9 protein-coding genes and 1 pseudogene are annotated in these 24,391 nt (G+C 69.1%); 7 read left to right on the top strand and 3 right to left on the bottom strand.

Going from position 1 to position 24,391, the window contains the following annotated elements; translation table 11 throughout:
• Positions 1-384 precede the first annotated feature (384 nt).
• Genes CLM62_RS01440 through CLM62_RS01420 form a run of 5 tightly spaced genes read left to right on the top strand, consistent with a single transcriptional unit; the run spans position 385 to position 18,919 of the window.
• Positions 385-5,775: a type I polyketide synthase gene (locus tag CLM62_RS01440; RefSeq protein ID WP_095748055.1), complete on the top strand. Its 5,391-nt coding sequence runs from the start codon at positions 385-387 to the stop codon at positions 5,773-5,775.
• On the top strand, positions 5,775-9,125 hold the full coding sequence (locus CLM62_RS01435) for a type I polyketide synthase (protein ID WP_095748054.1): 3,351 nt from the start codon (positions 5,775-5,777) through the stop codon (positions 9,123-9,125). Before CLM62_RS01440 ends, CLM62_RS01435 begins: the two co-directional genes overlap by 1 nt.
• Positions 9,122-17,260, top strand: a complete 8,139-nt coding sequence (locus CLM62_RS01430) for a hybrid non-ribosomal peptide synthetase/type I polyketide synthase (RefSeq protein WP_095748053.1) — start codon at positions 9,122-9,124, stop codon at positions 17,258-17,260. The genes CLM62_RS01435 and CLM62_RS01430 overlap by 4 nt, the downstream gene beginning before the upstream one ends.
• Entirely contained in the window at positions 17,257-18,387 is a 1,131-nt protein-coding gene (locus CLM62_RS01425; RefSeq protein ID WP_095748052.1) for an LLM class flavin-dependent oxidoreductase, read from the top strand. The genes CLM62_RS01430 and CLM62_RS01425 overlap by 4 nt, the downstream gene beginning before the upstream one ends.
• 19 nt (positions 18,388-18,406) lie before the next feature.
• Entirely contained in the window at positions 18,407-18,919 is a 513-nt protein-coding gene (locus CLM62_RS01420) for a flavin reductase family protein (protein WP_095748051.1), read from the top strand.
• A 160-nt stretch (positions 18,920-19,079) separates the two neighbouring features.
• On the opposite strand, the pseudogene CLM62_RS50895 reads toward CLM62_RS01420, so the two are convergent.
• Positions 19,080-19,564: pseudogene (locus CLM62_RS50895) on the bottom strand (integrase core domain-containing protein); the annotation flags it as partial.
• A 518-nt stretch (positions 19,565-20,082) separates the two neighbouring features.
• Entirely contained in the window at positions 20,083-20,661 is a 579-nt protein-coding gene (locus tag CLM62_RS01410; RefSeq protein ID WP_095748049.1) for a TetR/AcrR family transcriptional regulator, read from the bottom strand.
• Positions 20,662-21,407: 746 nt separating this feature from the next.
• Here CLM62_RS01410 and CLM62_RS01405 point away from each other — a divergent pair.
• Both CLM62_RS01405 and CLM62_RS01400 read left to right on the top strand, forming a co-directional pair.
• Positions 21,408-22,325 (top strand): alpha/beta hydrolase, encoded by a 918-nt coding sequence (locus CLM62_RS01405; protein WP_095748048.1) that lies wholly within the window; start codon positions 21,408-21,410, stop codon positions 22,323-22,325.
• 71 nt (positions 22,326-22,396) lie between these two features.
• Positions 22,397-23,164, top strand: coding sequence for a hypothetical protein (locus CLM62_RS01400; RefSeq protein ID WP_095748047.1), 768 nt, complete (start codon positions 22,397-22,399; stop codon positions 23,162-23,164).
• Positions 23,165-23,228: 64 nt separating this feature from the next.
• Here the strand turns inward: CLM62_RS01400 and CLM62_RS01395 are convergent.
• Positions 23,229-24,391: helix-turn-helix transcriptional regulator (locus tag CLM62_RS01395; protein WP_218835533.1), on the bottom strand; the 1,163-nt coding region annotated here is incomplete at its 5' end.

Below are 24,391 nucleotides of genomic sequence, written 5' to 3'. Positions count from 1 at the left end.
AGGTCCGCAGCACGACACGAAGGCGCTCGCCGGGAGATACCCCGGTGGGCGCCTTCGCGTCGCGCCCACAGGTGAAATCGCCACACGGATTTCACAATTCCGCATCACCGCGCGTAGTGGTCACGCTTTGTGAGGTGATTGTGACCCGGGGCGAATCGTGTCGATTCCGGCGGAATTGAACGCTCCGGATTAGTTAACATGACCAAGAGTAAAGATGCTTGACTTGCTCTGTTGCTGATACGTAGGGTCTTCATCGTCGGGCAGCCCGATCTGGTAATCGTGGGCAACGTTCCGGGTTCCGCCTGAGTATTGAAGATTCTTCGCGATTGTCTATTTCCTAATGTGGGTGCTGGGCACCCGGCGTCGTTAGGACGGGGGTAAGCGGTGTCATTAAGTGATGCCGATGGGGCAGCGATCGGTGTTGACCTGGAAACACCCGAGGGTGTCTCCGCATGGCTTCGTGCCGAGGTTGCCACACTGGTGGGCCGGGCCATCGGCGAAGTCCGCGACGACGAGCTCTTCTCCAGTGCGGGGATGGACTCGATGCGTGCCACGAGCCTCATGGCAGCGCTCTCCCGAGCAACGGGAAAGTACTGGCCACCTGCGCTCCTGTGGGCTCATCCGACCATTGGGGCACTGTCAGACAGGGTGGCCGCCGGAGAAGTGGCAGCCCTGGAATCCGAAGCTGCGAGGCGTCTGCCGGCCCGGACCGGTCGCCGTACGGAGGAGCCCGTCGCAGTCGTCGGCATGGCTTGCCGATTCCCCGGTGCGAGTAATCTTGAAGCGTTCTGGCGGCTGCTGGAAGCCGGCGAGGACGCGGTCAGGGATGTTCCCGAGGGCAGGTGGGGTTTCAATTCATCGGGTGCTGGTGATCCAGTTCTCCCGGATGGCATGGCGACCACCGAAGCTGGATTCCTTGACGGGCGGTTGGACGAATTCGATCCGCTCTTCTTCGGGATTTCCCCAAGGGAAGCCCAAGAAATGGATCCGCAACAGCGGCTTTTCCTCGAAGTCGCCTGGGAAGCGCTCGAGGACGCCTCCATCACGGAGAGCAGTCTCACCGGCAGCGACACCGGAGTGTTCGCCGGGGCGATCTGGCACGACTACGCCGACCTCGCCTGCGGCGATCCGGGAAGTCTGTCCTCCCACTCCGCCACAGGGCGAGCCCTGAATATGGTCGCCAACCGGCTGTCGTACGTTCTCGGGCTCCGCGGCCCCAGCGTCGTACTCGACTCCGCCTGCTCGTCCTCCCTGCTGGCTCTGCACCTCGCCTGCCAGAGCATCTGGAGTGGCGAGTCGTCGATGGCTGTCGCGGGCGGGGTCAACTTGCTGCTGAGCCCCGAGACCATGGTGTCCCTCAGCAAGTTCGGCGGACTGTCCCCGGACGGCCGTTGCAAGGCGTTCGACGCTCGGGCCGACGGCTTCGGCCGTGGCGAGGGTTGTGGAGTGGTCGTCCTCAAGCCGCTGTCCCGGGCCCTGGCGGACGGGGACGACATCTGGTGCACGATTCGCGGCACCGCCGCCAACAACGACGGCTTGAGCAACGGGCTCACCGCCCCCAACCCCGCAGCGCAGGAAGACGTGCTGCGAGCCGCCTATCGCCGTGCTGGGGTGGATCCGGAACAGGTGCACTACGTTGAGACGCATGGCACCGGCACCGCGCTAGGCGACCCGATCGAGGCCATGGCCCTCGGAGCGGTGCTCGGGAGGGGCCGACCGGAGGACCGGCCGCTTCGCATCGGTTCCGTGAAGACCAACGTGGGTCACCTCGAAGCCGCAGCGGGAATCGCAGGCTTCATCAAGGCCGCTCTGGCACTCAGGCACCGACGTGTGCCGCGGAACCTGCATTTCGAGTCCCCGAACCCGCACATTCCCTTCGACGAACTGCGGCTCAAGGTGCCGACGGAGGCCGAGCCATGGCCTGCCGAAGCCGACATGTACGCCGGGGTGAGCGCCTTCGGCTGGGGCGGCACCAACGTCCACGTGGTGGTTGAGGGCCATCAGGAGCCGGCCCCGGCCACTCTGCCCGAAGTCGCCGCACGTGGTATTCCTGGGCGTCCTCGGATTGCGTTCGTCTGCTCGCCGTATGGGCAGCAGTGGGTCGGCATGGCGCGGAACCTCTTCCGTACCGAGCCGGTCTTCCGGTCGGTCCTCGAGGAGTGCGACCGGGAACTCGCGCGGTACACGGGGTGGTCGCTCGTGGAAGAGCTGTTCCTGGACGAGGAGCGGGCCCGCACGGGTGATGTCGCGGTTATGCAGCCCGTCGTCTTCGCGATCCAGGTGGGCATTGCCGCATGGCTGGAGGCCGCGGGCGTACGGCCCGGCGCCGTGGTCGGCCACAGCCTCGGTGAGATCGCCGCTTGCGTCATCGCCGGTGTGCTCGACCTGCCCGATGCCGTACGGCTTGTTCACCACTACAGCGACCAGCAGCGCCGCGTGGCCGGCCCGGACAGCGGCATGGCCGTGGTCGAGCTCTCGGCGACCGAACTGGAGGAGCGCCTGGTCGAGCTGAACTCCTCGGTGTGCATAGCGACTCGCAACGGCCCGCGCACCACGGCGCTGGCGGGCAACCGCACGGAGTTGGAGGCACTCGTCGCCCGGCTGAAGACGGAGGGGGTCTTGTGCGCCATGATCCGCGTTGACCTGCCGGCCCACAGCCCCGCGATCGACCCCATCATGGCGGACCTGGAGCAGGCTCTCGCAGGCTTGACGGCGAAGCCCGGCCGCATACCCGTCATCTCCTCGGTGACAGGACGGCCCCTGGACTGGCGGGACGTCGGCCCGACCTACTTCGTGCGGAACCTGCGGGAACAGGTGCGGCTCGCTGACGCTACGGCACATCTGCTGAGCGAGAAGTTCGACGTCCTGGTGGAGATCAGTGCCAACCCGGTGCTCGCCTCCGCTCTGCAGCAGAGCATCGACGACTTCGGCCGTACCGCCACCGTCATGACCACGATGCGCCGCGACGAGGACGACCGCACGGGACTGACCGAGACCCTGGAAGCGCTCGCGCGACTCGGAACGAAGGTACGGCTGCCAGGCGTGTGGGACGAGTCGGGCAGCGAGTTGTTCACCCTGTCCGCCAAGTCCCCCGAGGCTTTGCGCGAACTCGCCGGCAGCGTGGCCGACACCCTCGGCGCTCCCGGTCCGGAGGCGAGCGACAGGACCGGTGGCCTGCCGGCCCTGGCACAGGCGGCCCTGCGCAGGGCTCACCACCCCTACCGGCTCGCGCTCCCGGCGCGGAGTGAGGCAGAGCTCACTGAGGCACTGTCGGCCCACGCACGCGGCGAGAACCCGGCTGGGCTGTACGCCTCCGACCATGCGGCGGAAAGCAGACCCAAGGTCGCTTTCGTCTTTCCCGGCCAGGGCTCCCAGTGGATCGGCATGGGCAGGGAACTCATGCGCCAAGAGCCGGTGTTCCACGACGCCATCCGCACGTGCGACGTGGCAGCCCGCGCTTTCGTGGACTGGTCGATCGAAGCCGAACTGACGTCCGCCGACACGGAACTCATGGTCGACCGGATCGACGTTATCCAGCCCGTGCTGTTCGCCGTCGAGGTCGCCCTGGCCGCCCTGTGGCGTTCCTGGGGTGTGGAGCCGGACGCGGTGGTCGGTCACAGCATGGGGGAGGTCGCGGCCGCCCACGTCGCCGGAGTGCTGAGTATCGAGGATGCGGCGCGGATCATCTGCCTGCGCAGCCGCCTGCTGCGTCGTACCAGCGGGCAGGGCGCGATGCTCGCTGTCGAGCTCACAATGGAGGAGGCGCGGGAGATCCTCGTCGGCCGGGAGAACGCAGTTTCCGTCGCCGTCAACAACAGCCCACGCTCCACGGTGCTCTCCGGCGACCGGGAGGTCCTGACCGAGATCGCCGGGCAACTTGAGGGCAGAGAGGTGTTCTGCCGCTGGGTCAAGGTGGACGTCGCCTCGCACAGCCCACAGATGGACCCGCTGCGACCGGATCTCCTGGCGGCTCTGGAGGGGCTGGCCCCCAGCCCGGGGACCGTACCGGTCTATTCGACCGTCACCGGCGTCGTCATGGACGGCACGCGGATGACCGAGAGCTACTGGGTCGACAACCTGCGCGAACCCGTGCTCTTCGGTGACCAGGTCGCCCGTCTCGTACAGGAAGGGGTGCACGCCTTCGTCGAGATGAGCCCGCACCCCATTCTGCTCCCCGCGGTGGAGCAGGTCGCCGCAGAGATCGGCGGCGGGGCAACGGTGCTTCCCTCGCTGCGCCGGAACGAGAATGAGCGGGACACGCTGCTCGCGTCTCTCGGACGGCTGCATGTGCTGGGCGCCGCGACGCGCGTCGACCGGGCACTGACTCCCGCTCGGCGCGGGCGGAAGCTGCCGCACTACCCCTGGCAGCGGGAGCGCTTCTGGCACGAGGGATCCGGCCAGGTGCCCCGCGCGGCCGCCGAGCTCGGGCCGCGCCGGGGACTGCTCGGCGAGCGGATCGACTCTGCCGTTCAACCAGGTACCCACTACTGGCAGATGGACTTCGGCGCCGAGACAGCGGCCATGGGAGACCACCGGATCGGTGGGGCCGCCGTGGTACCCGGGGCGGGGTTCGTGGAGATGGCTCTCGCGGCGGCCCGCCAGGTGTTGGAGGGCGACGGGCACGCGCTGTCTGACGTGCTCTTTCAGCAGCCGATGATCCTTCCCGAAAGCGGACTCACGCGAGTTCAGGTGGTGTTGGAGGGCTCGCAGACACGAGAAGCCCGAATACGCTTCTTCGTCTCGGAAGAGAATGGTCCCGTCTGCGTGGCCCAGGCCTCGCTGTCGGCGGCCGACCCCGGCCAGGGCCCGGAACCGGCCGACATCAGCCGCCTGACCGAGCGGATGAACGACACGCTCGACGGACCCGATTACTACAGGGCACTGGCCGCCTGCGGTCTCGACTACGGCCCCGCCTACCGTGGAATCAGCCACATCGCGCGCAACGACACTGAAGCACTGGCGAGGGTCCGCTCCGATACCTCGGCACAGCTCCACGGCGCTGGGTACGTCGTGCCCCCCGCACTCCTCGACTCCGCGCTGCAGTCGGCCCTGGCACCGCTCCTCGGGAGCGAGTGGCGGGTGGCGGGCGGATTCCTGAGTGAAGGCATGGGCCGGGTGACGGTCCACGGGACAGCCCATGGCGAGGTGTGGGCGCACGCCGCCTGCCGCGCCGGCGGCGCCGGTCAGCGTGAGGTCGACGTCAGGGTGTACGGCCCGGACGGAACACTGCTCATCGAGGTCGTCGGAATGCGGATCGTACGGATGGAGTCCGTGCCGGTCCTGGCCACGCCACGACCTGGGGCCTCGGCAGCAGACGGACAGATCCCGCTCGCCGCCCCGGCCGACGGCCTGCGCGTCACCATCGCAGCGTTGCCCAGCGGTCCCGAGCGCCGCACGGCACTGGAAGCGGCGGTACGGGAGAACGTGGCCCAGGTGGTGAAGCTCCCCGCACGCCGGGTCGACCCGGACCGCCCGCTGAAGTCCCTCGGAATCGACTCCCTCATGTCCCTGGAATTGCGCAACCGGCTCGAGGGCGCATTCGGGATCCGGCTGTCGGCCACGCTGATCTGGAACTACCCGACGATTCACGACATCGTCCCGTTCCTGGCCGAAAAGCTGGGACTGGAGCTCGACGACGTGGTCGCAAACGTCCAGACGCCCGTGGCCGCACCGACGGGAGGGGGCGGCGGTGGGACGCCGTCATCGGCCGAGAGCCCCGAAGAACTCCTAGAACGTGAACTCGCCGAGCTCAACGAGCGGATGGAGACCATCTGATGAGCGGCACATCCGGCAAGGAGCCGAACGCGGCCACAGCCGCCACGGACACCACCGTTGCCAAAGCCCTCGCGGCCGTCCGGCAGCTACGCGGCAAGATCGACGTGTTGGAGCGGGCAAAGCGGGAGGCCATCGCCATCGTCGGCATGGGATGCCGGTTGCCGGGTGGCGCGACGTCACCGGACGCCTTCTGGAAAGTGGTCTCGGAAGGCGTCGACACCATCGGGGAGATCCCGCCTGACCGCTGGGACCTCCGCCGGACGAGCGGCACGTCGGTCGGCGACGGCGCCCCTCCCGCTTACGGCGGTTTCATCGACGGCGTCGACCGGTTCGACCCATACTTCTTCGGCATCTCGCCGCGCGAGGCGGCCCGTATGGATCCGCAGCAGCGGCACTTCCTCGAAGTGGCCTGGGAAGCGCTGGAGGACGCCGGACTGCCCCGGGACAAGCTGCAGGGCAGCCAGACCGGTGTCTTCGTGGGAGCCAACGCCTCGGACTACCTTCAGCTCCAGCTGGAGGACGCCAGCGCAATCGACACCTACACCGTGGTCGGCGGAACGAACTGCATCATCTCCAACCGCCTCTCTTACCTGCTCGACCTGCGCGGGCCCAGCCTGACAGTCGACACCGCCTGCTCCTCCTCTCTGGTGGCCGTGCACCTCGCTTGTCAGAGCCTGCGCAACCAGGACTGTGACGCGGCGGTGGTCGGCGGCATGAACCTGATCCTGTCGCCCAACCTGGCCATGGCGCATGCCAAGGGGCTGCCGCTCGCACCCGACGGCCGGTGCAAGACCTTCGACGCGCAGGCCAACGGCTACGCCCGTGGCGAGGGCGTCGGGGCCCTCGTACTGAAGCGGCTTTCCGATGCCGAGGCCGACGGGGACCGGATCTGGGCCGTCATCCGCGGATCCGCTGTCAACCAGGACGGTCTGACGAACGGGCTGACCGCACCCAACGGACTGTCCCAGCGTGCCGTGATCACGCAGGCACTGCGCAACGCCCGCATCGAGCCCTCCCAGGTGACGCTGCTGGAGGCCCACGGCACAGGGACGGTGCTCGGCGACCCGATCGAGGTGGAAGCCCTCAGCGCGGTCTACGGCGATCCCGGCGCCGGAGCAGCCCCGTGCGCGCTCGGCTCGGTGAAGACGAACATCGGCCACCTGGAAGCCGGTGCCGGCATGGCCGGGCTGATCCGGACAGCGCTAAGCATTCACCACCGTGCCGTCGCACCGCACCTGCACCTTTCCACCGTAAACCCGCACATCGAACTCGACGGGACCCGGCTGTCCATACCAACCTCCCTGCGTCCCTGGGATGTTCTCGATGAGCAGCGCCACGGGGCCGTCAGTTCCTTCGGGGCGGGCGGCACCAACGCGCACGTGATTCTCGGCCCTGCCCCAGCGGACCCCGAGGGCGCGGACCGGCCTGCAGCCGTCGAAGGCCCCTGGCTGCTGCCGGTGTCTGCGGCCACCGGCAACGCGCTGGCGCCCATGGTGCGGGCCTACCGCGACCACTTGCTCTCGGCCGAGGGACAGTCCCACCGTTTCGCGGACATCGTCCACACGGCGACGGCGCGCCGGACCCGCCACGAACACCGGCTCGCCGTCGTCGCCGGCTCGCACAGCGAGGCGGCGGACCGGCTGACGCGGTGGCTGGACGGGGAGGAGCCCGCCGGGGTGGTCACGGGCCGTGCGACGAGCTCCGTGGCTGACGGAGTTGTCTTCGTCTTCCCCGGCCAGGGATCCCAGCGGGCCGGGATGGGCCGAGAGCTGCTGGAAGCCTGCCCGGTGTTCCGGGCGGCGGTGACCGAGTGTGACAACGCCATGCGTCGCTGGCTCGGCGGCCGTTCGATCATCGACGACGTCATGCGGATCGACGATGCGGCGCAGCTCGACCGCATCGATCTGATCCAGCCTGCCCTGTTCGCCCTCGCCGTCGGTCTCACCGCACGATGTCGTTCCTTCGGCCTGGAACCCGACGCCGTGGTCGGACACAGCATGGGCGAGGTGGCGGCGGCGCACATCGCCGGAGCGCTCACCCTGGAGGACGCCGCCCGCATCATCTGCCGACGAAGCGCCCTGCTCCGCCGCATCAGCTGCCAAGGAGCCATGCTGGTCGTGGCCCTGCCGCTGGACGAGGCAGACCGGCTCATCGAGGACTGCCGGGACAAGGTTTCCGTGGCCGTCAGCAACAGCCCGACGTCCACCGTGCTGTCGGGTGATCCGCAGACCTTGGTCGACCTGGCCGAGAACCTGCGCGAGCGCAACGTGTTCTGCCGCCCCGTGAAGGTCGACGTCGCCTCGCACAGCCCTCAGGTGGATCCGCTGCGGGACGAACTCCTTGCCGATCTCGCCGACTTGGCGCCCCGGCCCTCCCGCATCCCCATCCTGTCGACTGTGACGGGGCAGTGGTCCGACGGTTCGGACTTCGACGCCGACTACTGGATGCACAACCTCCGGGAGCCCGTGCTGTTCTGGGACGCCCTCCAGACGCTCATCGCCCAGGACAAGGGAGTGTTCGTAGAGATGAGCCCGCACCCTGTCCTGCTGTCCGCAGTGGAGCAGGGCTTCGAGTTCGGCGAGCGGGAGGGACTCGCTCTGCCGGCCATGCGGCGGGACGAGCCCGAGACGCACGGCATGCTCGAAATCCTCGGCGCACTACACACGCACGGCATCCCGGTGTCCCTGGAGCAGTCGGCGCCGACGGGAGCGCGCCCGGTTCCGCTCCCCGGGTACACGTGGCAGCACGAACGGTTCTGGTTCCGCGACCCTGGAGAGCGAAGCCCTCTCGTCGTCGCCGAACAGGCCGCCCTCCCGCCGCAGGAACCCACACGGCCGCAGTCCGCGCCGGCGCAGAGCGGCCCGGCGGCGGAACTACTCGACTGTCTGGCGTCCGCGATCGGCACCGAACGGCCGGACCTGATCGTGGAGTTCGTACGGAACGCCGTGGCCGACATCCTCGAGATGACCCCGGATCGCATCGACCCCGACGCCGGCTTCTTCCAGATGGGCATGGACTCGATGCTCGCCGCCCGGGTCCGGGTACGGCTCGAATCCGGGTTCGGGCGCAAGCTGCCGGCGCCCGTCATGTTCGAGCATCCTTCGGTCGGGGCGCTCTCCGCACATCTGCTGGGGCTCGCCGAGCGAATGCTGGGCGAACCGGCTGTCGCGCCCGACACCGATCCGAAGCCACCGCTCCCGGACCCTGCTCCGAATTTCGGTGTCCCCACAGTCGCGCGAACCGTCTTGCCCGCCCCCGGCTCCATGGACGATCTGTCGGAAGAGGAACTCCTCGCTCTGCTGGCCGAAGAAGTTCGTGTCTCGACCCGTACCGCAGGAGGTTCCCGATGACAGACAACGGTCTCGAGAGGCAGTCCGTCCTTGCGCAAAGCGTGCGGGAAATCCGCAGGTTGCGTGCCGAACTCGACGAGGTGGAGCAGGCCAGGACGGAGCCCATCGCCATCGTCGGCATGGGCTGCCGTATGCCCGGGGGCGCGGACAGCCCTGAGGCGTTCTGGGAGTTCCTGGAAGGCGGCGGAGACGGCATCGGAGAGATCCCCGCCTCCCGTTGGGACGCCGGGCGCTTCTACGACCCTGCCCCTGACGCACCGGGGAAGATGTCCACGCGACGCGGAGGGTTCCTGGACCAGGTCGACCAGTTCGACCCGGCGTTCTTCGGTATATCCCCCCGAGAGGCTGCCGCCCTCGATCCCCAGCAACGCCTGCTGCTGGAAGTCAGCTGGGAGGCCCTCGAACACGCGGGTCAGGCGCCGGCCGGGCTCATAGGCTCGGACACCGGCGTCTATTTCGGGATCACGACCTACGACTACATGCAGGCGCAAATGCAGCAGGTCGACCCGGCGGACCTGGATGCCTACAGCCTTACCGGCAATGCGTCCACCTTCGCGGCTGGCCGGCTGTCGTACTGGCTTGGTCTCAGCGGCCCCAGTCTGTCCGTCGACACCGCCTGTTCCTCCTCCCTGGTCGGGGTGCACCTGGCCTGCCAGAGCCTGCGATCCGGCGAGACGGATCTGGCCCTGGCAGGTGGCGTCAACGTGTTGCTGGCACCCGAGTGGTTCGTCGTGGCCTCGAAGGCGCACATGCTCGCGGCGGACGGCCGGTGCAAGACGTTCGACGCGAGCGCCGACGGCTACGTGCGCAGCGAGGGCTGCGGAGTCGTCGTACTGAAGCGGCTCTCTGACGCCCGTACCCAAGGTGACCGGATCCTCGCTGTCATCCGCGGTTCCGCCGTCAACCAGGACGGGCGCAGCAGTGGTGTCACCGTGCCGAACGCGTCCGCCCAGCAAGCGGTCATCCGCCAGGCCATGCGGGCTGCGTCCGTAGAACCGGCGCAGATCGGCTACGTGGAAGCGCACGGCACCGGGACCCCGCTTGGTGACCCGCTGGAACTGCGTGCCCTGGACGCCGTGCTCGGTGACCGGGGTGAGGCGGGTCCGCTGCTGGTCGGGTCCGTCAAGACCAACGTCGGTCACCTAGAACCGGCCGCCGGCGTAGCCGGGCTCATCAAGGTCGTGCAGTCCCTGCGGCACGAGCGAATACCACCGCACCTGCATCTGTCCGAGGTCAACCCGGAGATCGGCATTGAGGACCTCTCCGTCAAGATCCCCACCGGCGGTGTGCCGTGGCCCCGCGGAGAGAACCCCCGTATCGCCGGGGTGAGTTCGTTTGGCGCGAGCGGCACGAACGCTCACTTGATCATGGAGGAGGCGCCCGCGGACGACGCCCCTGTGGCGGCAGCGGTCGTCCCGGAGCGCACCGCGCAGCTCCTCACGCTCTCCGCAAAGAGCCCGGCCGCGCTCACTGCCCTCGCCGGGCGGTACAGCGACCGGCTCGCTGCCGCGACGGACGCCGAACTGGGCGACATCTGCTTCACCGCCGCCACGGGCCGGTCCCACTTCCCCCACCGGCTGGCGGTGACGGCCGCCTCCGCCGAGGAGATGGGGCACCGGCTGGCAGCGTCCGCCGCGGGCGAGCAGCCCGCCGGCAGCCGCCGTGGGCACGTCCAGGCGGGGGTCCGGCCCCAGGTCGTCTTCCTCTTCACCGGGCAGGGCGCACAGTACGCGGGCATGGCCCGCACCCTCTACACGACGGAACCCGTCTTCCGGCGGGTCGTCGACCACTGCGCCGAGGTGCTGCGCCCGCTGACGGACCGCTCCCTGCTGTCCGTACTCGATCCCGTGCCCGAGGATGCCGACCTCATCCACGACACATGCTGGACGCAGCCGGCGCTGTTCACCGTCGAGTACGCCCTTGCCGAGCTGTGGCGTTCCTGGGGCGTGGAGCCCTCGGCCGTCCTGGGCCACAGCATCGGCGAACTGGTGGCGGCCTGTGTCGCCGGTGTCCTGGACCTCGACGACGCCCTGCGGTTGGCCGCGCGCCGTGGACAGCTCATGCACGAGCTTGCCGGCGAAGGCACCATGGCCGCGGTGTTCGCCTCGGAGGAGCAGGTCGCTCCGGCGCTGGAGCCCTTCGCGGCCGAACTGTCGATCGCGGCGGTCAACGGGCCGGAGAGCATCGTCGTCTCGGGCAGCGCGGCCGCGGTCGATGCCCTGCTCTCCACCCTGGCCGACCAGGGAGTGCGCGCGAAGCGCATGACGGTGACCCGCGCCTTCCACTCACCCCTGATGGAGCCGGCGCTCGACGCCTTCGAACGGGAGGCGGCCGGCATGACGTTCCGGGCGCCCCGGATCCCGGTCATCTCCAACGTCACCGGACAGCCCCTGACGGGGGAGCAGGCCTTCACGGCCCGCTATCTCCGCGAGCACGCACGCAAGGCCGTACGGTTCTACGAGGGCATGACCACCCTGTACCGGCAGGGTTACCGGGTCTTCCTGGAGATGGGGCCCGCTCCCACGCTGACCGGCATGGCCAAGCGCTTCCTGACGGCCGAGGCGGGCGACGCGGAGCAGGACGACGGCCGACCGGTGTTCCTGCCCTCCCTCCGCCCCCGCCACGACGACTGGCGGGTCGCGCTGGACAGTCTGGGTGCCCTGTACACACTGGGTGCGGTCGTCGACTGGGAGGAATACGACGCCGGGCGCGGCCGACGCCGTACTGAGCTGCCCACGTACGCCTTCCAGCGTGGCCGTCACTGGTTCCGGCCGAGTGCCCGCCCCCAACCCGTGGCCGGGACGGCGCTGGTGTCCGCGAACGGGCTGTCGCCGACGCTGCTCGGCGAGCGCGTCCCGTCCCCGCTGCCTGCCGTGCAGTTCTCCTCCCGGCTTGGCGCCGAGTCACACCCGTGCCTGGGCGACTGTGTGATGGACGGGCTCCCGGTGGTCAACATCGGTGTCTACCTGGAGGCCGCATTCGAGGCGGGCCGGGAGCTGTACGGCACGGGTCCGGTGCTGGTCGAGGACTGCCTGGTTCTACAGAGCATGATCCTGGAACCTGGCGGGCAGGCCGATGTGCAGCTCGTGGTCGACCAGGACGCCGTCGACGGGGAACGCGTGTCCTACCGCTACTTCGCCGCTGGCGCCCAGGGCGGTGACTCGGCGCAGTGGGTCCTGCACGCGCAGGGCCGGATGGGGCCGGCGCCGGACGCGGGGACGGCCGACGAGGACCTGGACGCCGTACGTGGCCAGCTCACGACCGAGATCTCCGGCGACGACTTCTATCGCCGCATGTGGCGGCGCAAGCTCTATCTCGGCCCCTCGGCGCAGTGGGTCGAACACATCCACAGCGGTGCGGGCGAGGCACTCGCCCGCATGCGGCCGCCGCGGCCCGGGGAGGCCGACGCCTACCGGCTGCATCCCGGTCTTACGGATGCACTCTTCCAGACGCTGTTCGCCTGCCTGCCTCCGGAGAGCCCGGCGGATGCCACCTACATGCTGGTGGGTATCGACCGCTTCCTGCTGCACGGTTCCGTCGGCACCGGTCCGACGTACTGCTGGGCAAGGCTGCTGCCGTCCTCCGACCCTTCCGCGATGCTGCTCGCTGAAGTCCGGCTGTACGACGACCGGGGACGGCTGCTGGCCGAGGCGGACGGCGTCTGCCTCAGGCGGGCGGAGCGCGACCGGCTGCTGCGGACCCAGCCGCAGGAACCACGCCCCGTGGAAAGGACGACGGCGCAACCCGCATCCGTGGCGTCTGCCGCCGTGCCCGCGTCGCCGCGGGACCCCGTGGCGGTCCGGGAACTCCTGGCACGCACGGTGGCGAGGGCTCTCGGCGGCAGCGAAACCGATCTGGACGTGCACGAGCCACTGCAGAACCTCGGCCTGGACTCGCTCATGGCTCTGGAGGTCAAGGAGGCTCTCTCCGCCGGACTGGGCGTCTCCCTGCCCCTCGTGATCTTCCTCGACGGCCGCAGTGTGCACACGCTCGGCACCGAGATCCTCGGCCTGCTCGGTGAGAGCGAGGAGGCCGAAGGCTTCGACACGGCTGGTACGCCGGCACCGGAGAGTGTCAGGCTTCCGGTGCTCGTCCCGGACGACAGCTCGCGGCACGAGCCGTTCCCGCTGACGGACCTTCAGCAGGCTTACCTCGTAGGACGGTCGAGCGCCTTCGAGCTCGGCAACGTCTCGACCTACTTCTTCATCGAGGTCGACGTGGAAGACGTCGATCTGGTTCGGCTCACCGAGGCGTTCCGGACGATGGTCGCGCGTCACGACATGCTGCGCGCGGTCATGACCGAGGACGGCCACCAGCGGGTGCTCGCCGACGTGCCGCCGTACGAGATACGCACCACGGACCTGCGCCCGTACGGCAAGGAGGAGCACAACCGGCTGCTGCGGGAGATCCACGAGGACATCAGGGACCAGGTCTTCGACACCACGTGCTGGCCGCTCTTCGACATCCGGGCCACTGTGGTCGACGAGCGGCGTACCCGCTTGCACGTCGGCCTCGACGCCCTGATCATCGACGCGTGGAGCACGTCTCTCCTCTTCCGTGAATGGGCGGCCGCATACCGCGACGGGTCTGCCGTACTGCCCGAAGTCCCCCTCACCTACCGGGACTACGTAGTGACCGCGCGGTCCATCGAGGGCACCGCCCTGCACACCGCCTCGCTCGAGTACTGGCGCGGTCGCGTCGAGTCGCTCCCGCCTGCTCCCGAACTGCCGCTGGCCAAGGACCCCGCCTCCGTCGACCGACCGGTGTTCACGCACCGCTCGGACCGGATCGCGACGGAGGACTGGGCCCGGTTCAAGAAGCACGCGGCGGCGGCCGGCGTCACGCCCTCGGCGGCCCTGTGCACCGCGTACGCCCAGGTCCTGGCGGCCTGGAGCAAGTCGAGCCGGTTCACCCTCAATGTCCTGTTCTTCAACCGGCTGCCCCTGCACCCGGACGTCGGCAACGTGGTGGGCAACTTCAGCGCCACCACCTTGCTCGAGATCGACAGCGCGGCTCTGGACGGCTTCGCGCTGCGCGCCGACCGAGTGCAGAAGCAGCTGTGGAACGACCTGGAGCACAGCCATGTGAGCGGGGTCGAGGTGCTGCGCGAACTGCACCGGGTTCGCGGTGGCGCCGGCCGGGCCGCCATGCCCGTGGTCTTCGCGAGCACGGTGAACTTTGCCGCGAAGGAGGACTCCGCGGCCGCCACGGGCCTCGCCCAGCATCTGACCTCGCTCGGGCAAGGAGGCCGCGAGGTCTCCAGCTCCATCCGCACGCCCCAGGTGTGGCTGGACCACCAGGTTGTCGAGGACGCTGGTGCACTGATCGTGAACTGGGACGTCATCGAGGAGATCTTCCCCGCAGGCATGGTCGACGCGATGTTCGCGGCCTACGTGGACGTCCTGCGCGGCCTGTGCCACGACGAACAGGCCTGGCAGCGCCCCGCCCCTGTTCTGGTACCGGACACCGACCTGGACTTGCGCCGGGCCGTCAACGCCACCTCCGCGCCGCTGCCCGCCGGGCTGCTGCACGAGCCGTTCACCGAGCGGGCCGCCGCCCACCCGGAACGCACCGCCGTGATCGCGGCGGACCGCACGCTGACGTACGGGGAGCTCGATGCGCACACCGATCGGCTGGGCAATTGGCTGCGCGGACAGGGAGCGGGACCGGGCGCGTTCGTCGGCATCGTGATGGAGAAGGGCTGGGAACAGGTCGCCGCGACCATCGGCGTGCTGAAGTCCGGAGCTGCCTACGTACCGATCGACGCGGCCGTCCCTCCCGAGCGCCTGAGGCTGCTGCTGGAGAAGGCCGGCATCAGACTCGTCCTGACCCAGAGCCAGGTGGCGGAGCGGGCGGCGTGGCCGGACGAAACCGTGCGGTTGAGCGTCGACGGGCCCGAGGCCGAGGCGCTGGACGCAGGGCCCCGCGAGCCGTCCGCCGCGCGTCCGGACGATCTGGCGTACGTCATCTTCACCTCCGGGTCCACGGGGACGCCGAAAGGCGTGATGATCGAGCACACCGGTGCCCTGAACACGGTGCTCGACATCAACGAGCGCTTCGGCGTCACCGAGGAGGACCGGGTGCTGGCCCTGTCCGCGCTCAACTTCGACCTCTCGGTCTACGACGTCTTCGGCATCCTGGCCGCCGGTGGTGCGATCGTGCTGCCCGAGCCGGAAGCCCATCGGGAGCCCGCGCGCTGGGCGCAACTCGTCACCGATCACGGCGTCACGCTGTGGAACAGCGTCCCCTCGCTGATGGAGATGTTCACCGAGCACGCCCTCAATGAGGGGTACAGCGGGACGCTCGCGCTGCGCACGGTGATGATGAGCGGGGACTGGATTCCCGTCACCCTTCCCGACCGCATCCGCGCTCTGGTGCCGGATGCGGCCGTGTGGAGCCTGGGCGGGGCGACCGAAGCCTCGATCTGGTCGATCCTCCACCCCATCGGAGAGGTAGACCCCTCCTGGGCGAGCATCCCGTACGGCACGCCGATGCGCAGCCAGCAATTCCACGTGTTCAACGACGCCATGCAGCCTTGCCCTGTGTGGGTGCCCGGCCACCTTCACATCGGTGGGGTCGGACTCGCGCGCGGCTACCTGGGCGACGAGGCCAAGACCCGTGCCGCGTTCCTGCGGCACCCCTCCACCGGCGAGCGGCTCTACCGGACCGGTGACCTCGGCCGCTATCTGCCGGACGGGACCATCGAGTTCCTGGGCCGTGAGGACTTCCAGGTGAAGGTCCAGGGCTACCGGATCGAGCTCGGCGAGATCGAGGCCGCGCTGCTGCAGTGCGCCGGGGTGCGTGCCGCGGTGGTATCCGCAGTGGGGGAGCGGCAGGGGGCCAAGCAACTCGTCGCGTACGCCGTGCTGGACGAGGGACACGACCCGCTCGACGCGCCGGGGAGGCTGCGGGAGGCGCTGGGCAAGACGCTGCCCGTGTACATGGTGCCGCATCACATCCTCGTTCTGGACGGGCTGCCGCTCACTGCCAACGGCAAGGTCGACCGGACGGCACTGCCCGTACCGGGCGCGCATACGGACGACGACGGCGCCGCGGTCGCACCACGGGACGACGTCGAGTCGGAACTCGCGGTGATCTGGGGCGAGTTCTTCCCCGACACGCCCATCGGGGTGCACGCCGACTTCTTCGCGCTCGGCGGTAACTCGCTGCTCGCCGTACGCCTCATGGCGCGCATCCACCGCCGTCTGGGCTGCTCGCTGCCCCTGTCCACCCTGTTCGCCCGCCCGACGATCGCGCTGCTCGCGGAAGCCGTCCGGGACGCGGGGGCAGGTCTGCGGCGCACGGCCCTCGTTCCGATCCGGACCGAGGGGAGCAGGCCCCCGCTGTTCTTCGTGCACCCCGTGGGTGGGGACGTCCTGTGCTACGCCGAACTCGCCGCGCTCCTCGGGGAAGAGCAGCCGTTCTACGCCCTCCAGGTGCCCGACGACCGGGAGTTGACCACCGTCGCCGAACTGGCCGCCCACTATGCCGAGGCCATCACGGCGGTCGACCCCGACGGTCCCTACCGGTTGGGCGGCTGGTCCATGGGAGGCGTTGTGGCCCTGGAGATCGCCCAGCAACTCGCCCGGGAAGGACGGACGGTGGAACATCTGGCCGTCATCGACCTGATGGAACCGCCAGGACCGACAGATGACGAGCACGTTGACGACGCCGTACTGCTGTCCTGGTTCGCCCGCGATCTCGGCGGTCTCAACGACACGCCCTGGGAGCCCGGAGCGGACTTCTTCCGCGGGGTCGGCGGACACACCCAGGCGCTGGGCGTGCTGCACGCCGAGGCGCGCCGGCTGTCGGTGCTGTCGGCCGACATCGACGTGGAGACCCTGGGCGCCATCTTCGAGCGGTTCGCGCGCAACTTCCGCGCCCTGCTCCGCCACCGGCCGGGGACCTACGAGGGCCCGGTCCGCTTCTTCCGCGCCCAGGACGGTGCCACCGAGGCGGTGGTGGCCGCCTGGCAGGAGCTGTTCCCGGACGACTCACACGTCGTCGATCTGCCCGGCGACCACTACACCGTCATGCAGCAGCCGCAACTGCGCCGTCTGGCGGACGAGCTGAACACCTGGCTCGACGATTCCCTCATGCACTCACGACACGACGACGAAGGAAGCCAGCGATGACCCTCCGCTTCGGCGCGTTCATCCCACCGTTCCACTCCCTCGACGAGGACCCCACGACCGCCTTCTGGCGGGACCTGGACCTGATCGAGTGGCTGGACGTGCTCGGCATCGACGAGGCTTGGGTGGGTGAGCACCACTCCGGCGGCTGGTCCACCGTCAGTTCGCCAGAACTGTTCCTGGCCGCCGCGGCCGAGCGGACCCGCCGGATCAAACTGGGTACGGGTGTCGTCAGCCTGCCGTACCACCACCCGCTCACCACCGCCAACCGCATCGTGCAACTCGACCACCAGAGCGGCGGGCGGGCCATGTTCGGGATGGGTGCCGGGGTGTCGCCCGCGGACGCCCACATGATGGGCATCGCGGCCGGCGACCAGCGGCGCATGATGGCCGAGTCCCTCGACGCCCTAGTGCAGCTGCTGACCGGCGACGAACCGGTCACCGTCAAGACGGACTGGTTCGAGCTGCGAGAAGCCCGCCTGCATCTGAGGCCCTACACCAAGCCGTGCTTCGACATGGCCGTGGCCAGTGCCGGATCCGAGCGGGGCATGCGTTTGGCGGGCCGGTACGGCCTGACCTCCCTCACCTTCGCAGGGCGGCCCGGGATGGAGGAACCGCCGTTGGCCCGGCTGTGGGCGGCCGCGGAGGACGAAGCGGCCAAGTACGGCAAGACCGTCGACCGGTCGAAGTGGCGGGTCGCCATATGCGTACACATCGCGGAAACCCGGGAAGAGGCCCTGAGCCAGGTCCAGGACGGGATGGCCCGGTGGTTCCGGGAGTATGTCCGGGACACCGTCGGAGCCCAGGCGAAGCTGCCGGAGGGTCGCGAGGCGGAGGTGGCCGTGGAGACACGCACGGCCATCATCGGCTCGGTCGACGACGCCATCGAAGCGATCCAGCGCATGCTCGACGAGAGTGGCGGGTTCGGCACCCTGCTGGTCAACACCCAGGACTGGGCCACGCGCGAACAGACCAAGCGCAGCTACGAACTGCTCGCCCGCTATGTGGCCCCGCACTTCACGGGCGCTCTGGAGAGTCGGCGCACGTCGCAGCAGTGGGTCTCTGAGCGCCGGAACGACTTCGCGGCCCAGGCGCGCGAGGCCGCCCGGCAGTCTTCGTCCAGCCGATAGCTCTCAGCGGGAGGTACGCATGGTGAGCACACAGGTCGAAGGGAGTCCGCCTGCCCTGGACGGTGAGGAGTTCCGCGAGGCCATGTCGTTGCTCGCCGCGCCGTTGACCATTGTTACGGCGCGGGACACGGAGGGGCGTCCCTGGGGATTCACTGCCAGCTCAGTGACCTCGGTTTCGCTGGAGCCACCGCTTGTTCTGGTAGGGATGTCGCATACGTCCAGCTGTTTCCCGGCCTTGTCCGAGGCTGCTGAATTCACCATCAACGTCCTCGGGAGCGACCACAGGGATCTGGCCCGGACCTTCGCCACCAGTGGCGTGGACCGGTTCTCCGGTGTGAGCCTTGCGGACTGGCTCGACTCGACGGTGCCGTACCTCGCTGATGTGGCGGTCGCGTTTCGGTGCACCGCGACCAGTCGGATACCGGTCGGTGACCACACGCTGCTGATCGGTGAACTCACGGGAATGCGCGGGCACGGGGCGACCGCATCACCGTTGGTGTGGTATCGGCGAGATTTCCGGATGTCGATCTGAGCGATCGGCGGACGCTGTCTCTGAGGCTTCCGGTTCTGTGCGTACCTGCACTTGGATCCGGAAGGCGCCGCCCACGTCGGACGCGATCCGCTGACGAAGGGTCGGCCGCCGATCATCATTCGGTGGCCATGGCGCCATTGTTCTCCGGCCGGGCTCACTCCTACCTGAGCGTGCTCGGCCGGGGCAGGCACAGCGTCATGCTTCCTGTCCCAGACCTCTGCCGTGGACAGGTCGCGGTGTGGGGGCGACGGTGATTGTAGTGATGGAGCCAGGCCGGCAGGGCTTTGCGGCTAGCTAATTCGCTGGCGTAGAAGCGTCCCAGGGCCAGCCATCAGCGAGGGTGCGGTGGAAGCGTTCGACCTTGCCATTGGTCTGTGGCCGGTAGGGCCAGGTCTTCTTCGGTGTGATCCCGAGCTCATGGCAGGTCCGGGACCAGTGGCGGGAGTGGTAGGCCGAGCCGTTGTCGGTGAGGACGCGCTCGACCGTCACCTGCGGACGACGAACCAGTCGACCGCACCGCGCAGGACGTCGACTGCGGTGGCGGCCGTCTCGTCATCGCGGATCTCGGTAGGCGACTCGGGAGTGGTCGTCGACGACGGTGTGGATGAACGCGGTGCCTGGCAGCGCTCCCCGGTATTTTTTGCGGCGCGGAGCGTCAAAGCAGCGTTGGCGTGAGACACGAAGGCCTCCGGGTTGGCGGAGCGGTTCCTTGACAGCTCCACTCCACAACCGGAGGCCTTCACCCGTCACCAGACTTCAAGCCATCTCGGAGCACAACCTCGACCAACCTGCCTGGGCAGTACACCTAGCCACGCCCTTGAGGATCCCGGCAAGAGGGCTTCCGGTGCGGGTCTGCGGCCGAAGCGCCGGGCCACCCGCGTTCGGAAGCTGCCAGGCGTCCGTGCCAGCGGCCTGGACCGCCGTTCTGGGCCTGACCTGGATCCGCGGAGCGCTGTACTTCAACGGCCACGGCATCGCAGAGGGCGCGGTGGCCCTTGCGGTCTGGGGCGGCGTCGGCCTACTGCTACTCAGCCGTGCCTCCTTCCGCCGGGGACGGGCCCGTACGCGGGGCGTCCCTGCTGAAGGGACGGAAACCAGACCCCTTGACGGGCCCAACAACCGCTCAACTTCGTGGCGTTGGGCCCCAGACGCAAAGCCCGTGTTCAGGATTCCGGGTCAAGCCCGTGTGGTGCAGTCAGGGCTTTGTGGGTCGACTCCAGAATCTTCTCCGACACTTCTGTGCCCGCCGTGGCCCGGGCGAGCAGGATCGCGCCGACCAGAGTGGCCACCATGGGAAGGCCGTCGTTGGCGTCGGTGGACATCCACGCGGCGAATTCCTGGACTCCGCCCGCGTACGTCTCGCGCAACTCCGCGGCTGTGGGCTCGCGAGCCATGTCCCCCGCGAATCCCGCGGTGGGACAACCGGTGCCGGGCTGGTCACGGTGCTCGGCCGACAGGTAGAAGTCGACGAGGGCGCGGCGCGCGGTGTCGTGATCGCCGTGGGCCGTATCGAACGAAGCCAGGAGCAGGTCAAGGTCCCCGAAAGCGGCTTGAGCCGCCTCGGCGATCAGGGCCTCCTTGGAGGGGAACTGCTTGTAGAAGCCGCCCGTGGTCAGCCCGATGGACTTCATCAGATCGGCGACGCTGATGCCGTTGACGCCGCGCTCCCGGAACAGCTGGGAGGCTGCGGCGACCGCGCGCCTGCGGTTCTCGAGCGCTTGTGCTTGCGAAACGCGACTCATCAGCCACCTGCCCACGTTAGATAGTAAAGTGCATCTATCATACGCGAAGTGTCGGGCGGTCGGCCGCAGCGCTCTCTCTACGGCTCATTCTCGCTGTCGCAAGGCGAGCAGTCCGTGGGCCGACATTCGAACCGGAAGCCTTCCGGCCATGCGATGTATCCGTTCCGGGGTGCGGCTGCGAGAACGCGCGGATGCGGCATCCCGCGGAGCGCATGTGTCACAACGGCGCCTGTTGAACCTCTTTGGCGACGATGGGCCCCGTCCCTGGGCGCCTGAACCCATACGCGGGGCAAGCCGAGGAGTTGTCGAGCCGGAGGCCGCGCGGCTCGCCCCCAACTGGCCGGGCGTGGTCCGACGCCGGTTGGAGAGCGGCTCGCGCGGTGCTCGACATGTGTGCAGCGCGCAGGTCTCCGCAGGGGTGGCGTTCGCCGCGCCCGCGCGCTCGCCGTGAGGACGGTACACGAAACCGTCCATAGCGACCATGCGCCCGAGGAGTCTCCAACCGAACCTGACGGTCGCGAACCTGACGGTCGCGACCCTGTAGTCCCGCGCGCATGTCGAGCGGCCTCCGACCGTAGACGGTGTCAGACGGGGCCGGGACCGTGCTGGACTGCGATAGATATCTATCGTAATCTAAAGCGAGGCGATGCTGGATGCTTTGTCCACCACCCTCACCGTCTGACAAACCACGGCCATACCAGCCCCGACGGGCCGGTATGCCCCACATGGCCCCACGGAGGCACCACATGTCTGAGCACGCTGCTGTTGAACTGAGCCCGGAAGCGATCGAATTCGAGGAATGGCTGGTCGCAGGGCAGAAGCCCCCGTCCGAGGTGGATGCGGCGCGCATCCAGGCGGAGCAGGTCCATCTCGCGGCCCGGGAGCCGGAAGGCGTCACCTATCGGGAGGTGGACGCGGGTGGCGTGCTGGGAATCTGGTGCGAACCCGTCGACGCCAACACCAACTACGTCCTCCTGCACACTCACGCCGGGGGCTCCGTTCTGGCGTCGGCACACGTCGACCGGAAGCTCGCCGGCCATATCGCCAAGGCCGCCGGGGCCCCCGTACTGGTCCTGGACTTCCGGCGCGCACCGGAACACAAGTACCCCGCTCAGGTGGACGACGCGGAGGCGGCCTTCACCTGGCTGCTCTCCGAAGGGTATGAGCCCGGAAACATCATCACGATCGGCCACTCGATCGGCGGGTTCATCGCCGTCGCCCTGGCGCTTCGCCTCCGCGACAAGAAGCAGCCCCTGCCCGGCGCCATCGTGTCGATTTCCCCCTGGTGCGACCTCGAGATCGCCAACGAGACCATCGCGACCAACGCCGGGACGGACAAGATCCTCAGCAAGGAACTGCTGGAGTTCTTCCGGGATGCCTGGATCGGCGGCACCGGCATCGAGTTCACGGACACCCGGATCAATCTGAACCGGGCAGACCTGAGCGGCCTGCCCCCGACCCTCGTCTCCTGGGGAACGTACGAGGTCCTGGCCGGCGAGGACGAGGAGTTCGCCGCCCGCGTCGAGGACGCCGGAATCGACACGGCGACCGTCGTTGTGCCCGGAGGCCAGCACTCCTACGTCTACGGTGCCGGCCGCATTCCGGAGACCGACGCCGCCATCGCACAGATCGGCGCGTGGGTCCGGGAGAAGACGAAGATCTGACCAAGCGGTCCGGGCGCGGCAGTCGCCAGATCCGCACGCCTGCCGGATCGGGACGGTGGACGGACGCCGACATGACCCGCGGTCGCACGCAGGTCCGCGACGCCCGCGCCCTCGCCCCGCTCCGGCAGCCGACGGTCGGGACGGCCGACCACGACGGCGGTTCGGCAGCCGACGACGGGACGGCCGACCACGACGGCGGTTCGGCAGCCGACGACGGGACGGCCGACCACGACGGCGGCCTCAGCTACGCGCGCACCGCCGCGCGCGACCGCGAGAGTCTCACGCAGCTGCGCGCCGCACTTGCCCCGCGTCGGCTTCGTCGCACCGGTTTACAGCCGTCCCCACTCTCGACGTCGACCCCCCGCCGGGTGGCCAGACGATTCCGTACACCCTCGATGAGGGGAAAGAACGAGGACCCGATGAGTACCTTCCACCCCGATCTCAAACGAGGTCGCTTTATCCCCAATGTGTCCTACGGACGTCTGTCGTCGCGCATCGTGCGCAGCGTGAAGTGGCGCTCGATCGATCCAGGGCCGGACGTCACGGTCCAGGAGATCGTCGTGCCCGGGCCCAAGGACGCACCGCCCGTCTCGCTTCGCGTCTTCCAGCCCACCGGCTTGAAGACAGCGGCTCCGGCACTGCTCTGGATACACGGAGGCGGACTGATCTTCGGCGCACCCGAACAGGACGACCGTACGAACATCGCCTTCGCAGAAGGTGAAGGCAGATCGACATGCAGATCGCGCAGAAGGGTTCCGTCCTCACGGCGGCGGCAACGGAGGTGCGGCGGCCACAGGCCGGGGTATCACCGCATCGTGGGGCACCCCGGGTGGGAATGACGACGAGCTCTATCCCAGCGCTGGGCGTCAGCGGGCCGCCCGGTCCGTCTCCGAAGGCGGCCGGTCAGCCGATCAGACGCAGCCCGTCCTCGAAGTCGATGCGCGCGAGGTCGGCGCGCGAGACGATACCGAGCTTGGGGAACACGTTGGCCAGGTGATGCCCCACCGTGCGGGGACTGATCAGCAGCTGGGCCCCGATCTCCCGGTTGGTGAGCCCCTGCGCGGCCAGCCGTGCGACTCTCAGCTCCTGCGCCGTGAGGATGGCGGCGGTGTCCCGGGCCGGTGCGGAGTCGCGGCGCAGGTGCTGCCCGGTCAGCTCCAGTTCGGCCCGGGTGCGGGCAAGCAGGGGCGCCGCGTCGAGTCGCTGGAAGGTTTCCGCGGCTTCGGCCAGCTGTGTCCGGGCGTCGGTACGGCGGCCGGCCCGCCGCAGCCACTCGCCGTACAGCAGGCGCGTGCGGGCGTAGTTGAAGGGCCGAGACGCGGCTCCGGGGACACCCAGGGCAAGCCGGAACTGCTTCTCCGTATCCGCCCCCGACGCCAGCAGGGCATGGACAAGGTGCGTCGCGGAGATCGCCCACGCCGCCTCCGTCCGTTCGGCCCACCGCCGTAGCAGCCGCGCCTGGTCCTCGGCCGTCGCCCGCTGCCCTGCCTGGAGGGCGGCCTCGGCGGTGTCCGGCGCGGCGAGCAGCGCGACGGTGTCGTTCGCCGCGTGGTGCCCGTGCTCGGTCAGCCGGACCAGGCGGTCCAGCGCCTCCTCGGCCCGGCCGGCGAAGAGCGCCGACATACCGAGGTTCCACTCCGCGCAGGCGCTGAAGACGCGCACCCCGCGCGGCACCCATACCTCGATGGTCCGGGCGGCGACGTCCGTGACGGTCTGCTCATCGCCTCGCGCGGCTGCCAGCCATCCGAGACCGGTGCGGCACTGCTCGGCCAAGTGGTCGTCGCCGGTCCCCTCGGCCACTTGGAGCCCCTCAAGGGCGTTCGCCTCGGCCGAGGTCCAGGAGCCTTGCGCGATGTCGGGCGCCACGGTCTGGGCCAGCGCCTGGGTCAGGGCAGTGACCTGGTCGGTGTGCCGCAGCATGTCGATCTCGCGGCGGAGCGCCTCCTGCAGGGCGGACTCGATGCCCCAGGCCACCGCCAGCGGTGCCGGTGGCATCAGGAGCCAGGAACCGCCGCTGAGCCGGGTGAGGATGTCAGCGCCGGGGGCCACGACCTGGTCGCGGTCAT

The sequence above is a fragment of the Streptomyces sp. SA15 genome, from assembly GCF_002291145.1.
Classification (GTDB): Bacteria; Actinomycetota; Actinomycetes; order Streptomycetales; family Streptomycetaceae; genus Streptomyces.
Note: the sequence above shows the minus strand (reverse complement) of the source record. Positions and strands in the feature narration are given on the sequence as shown.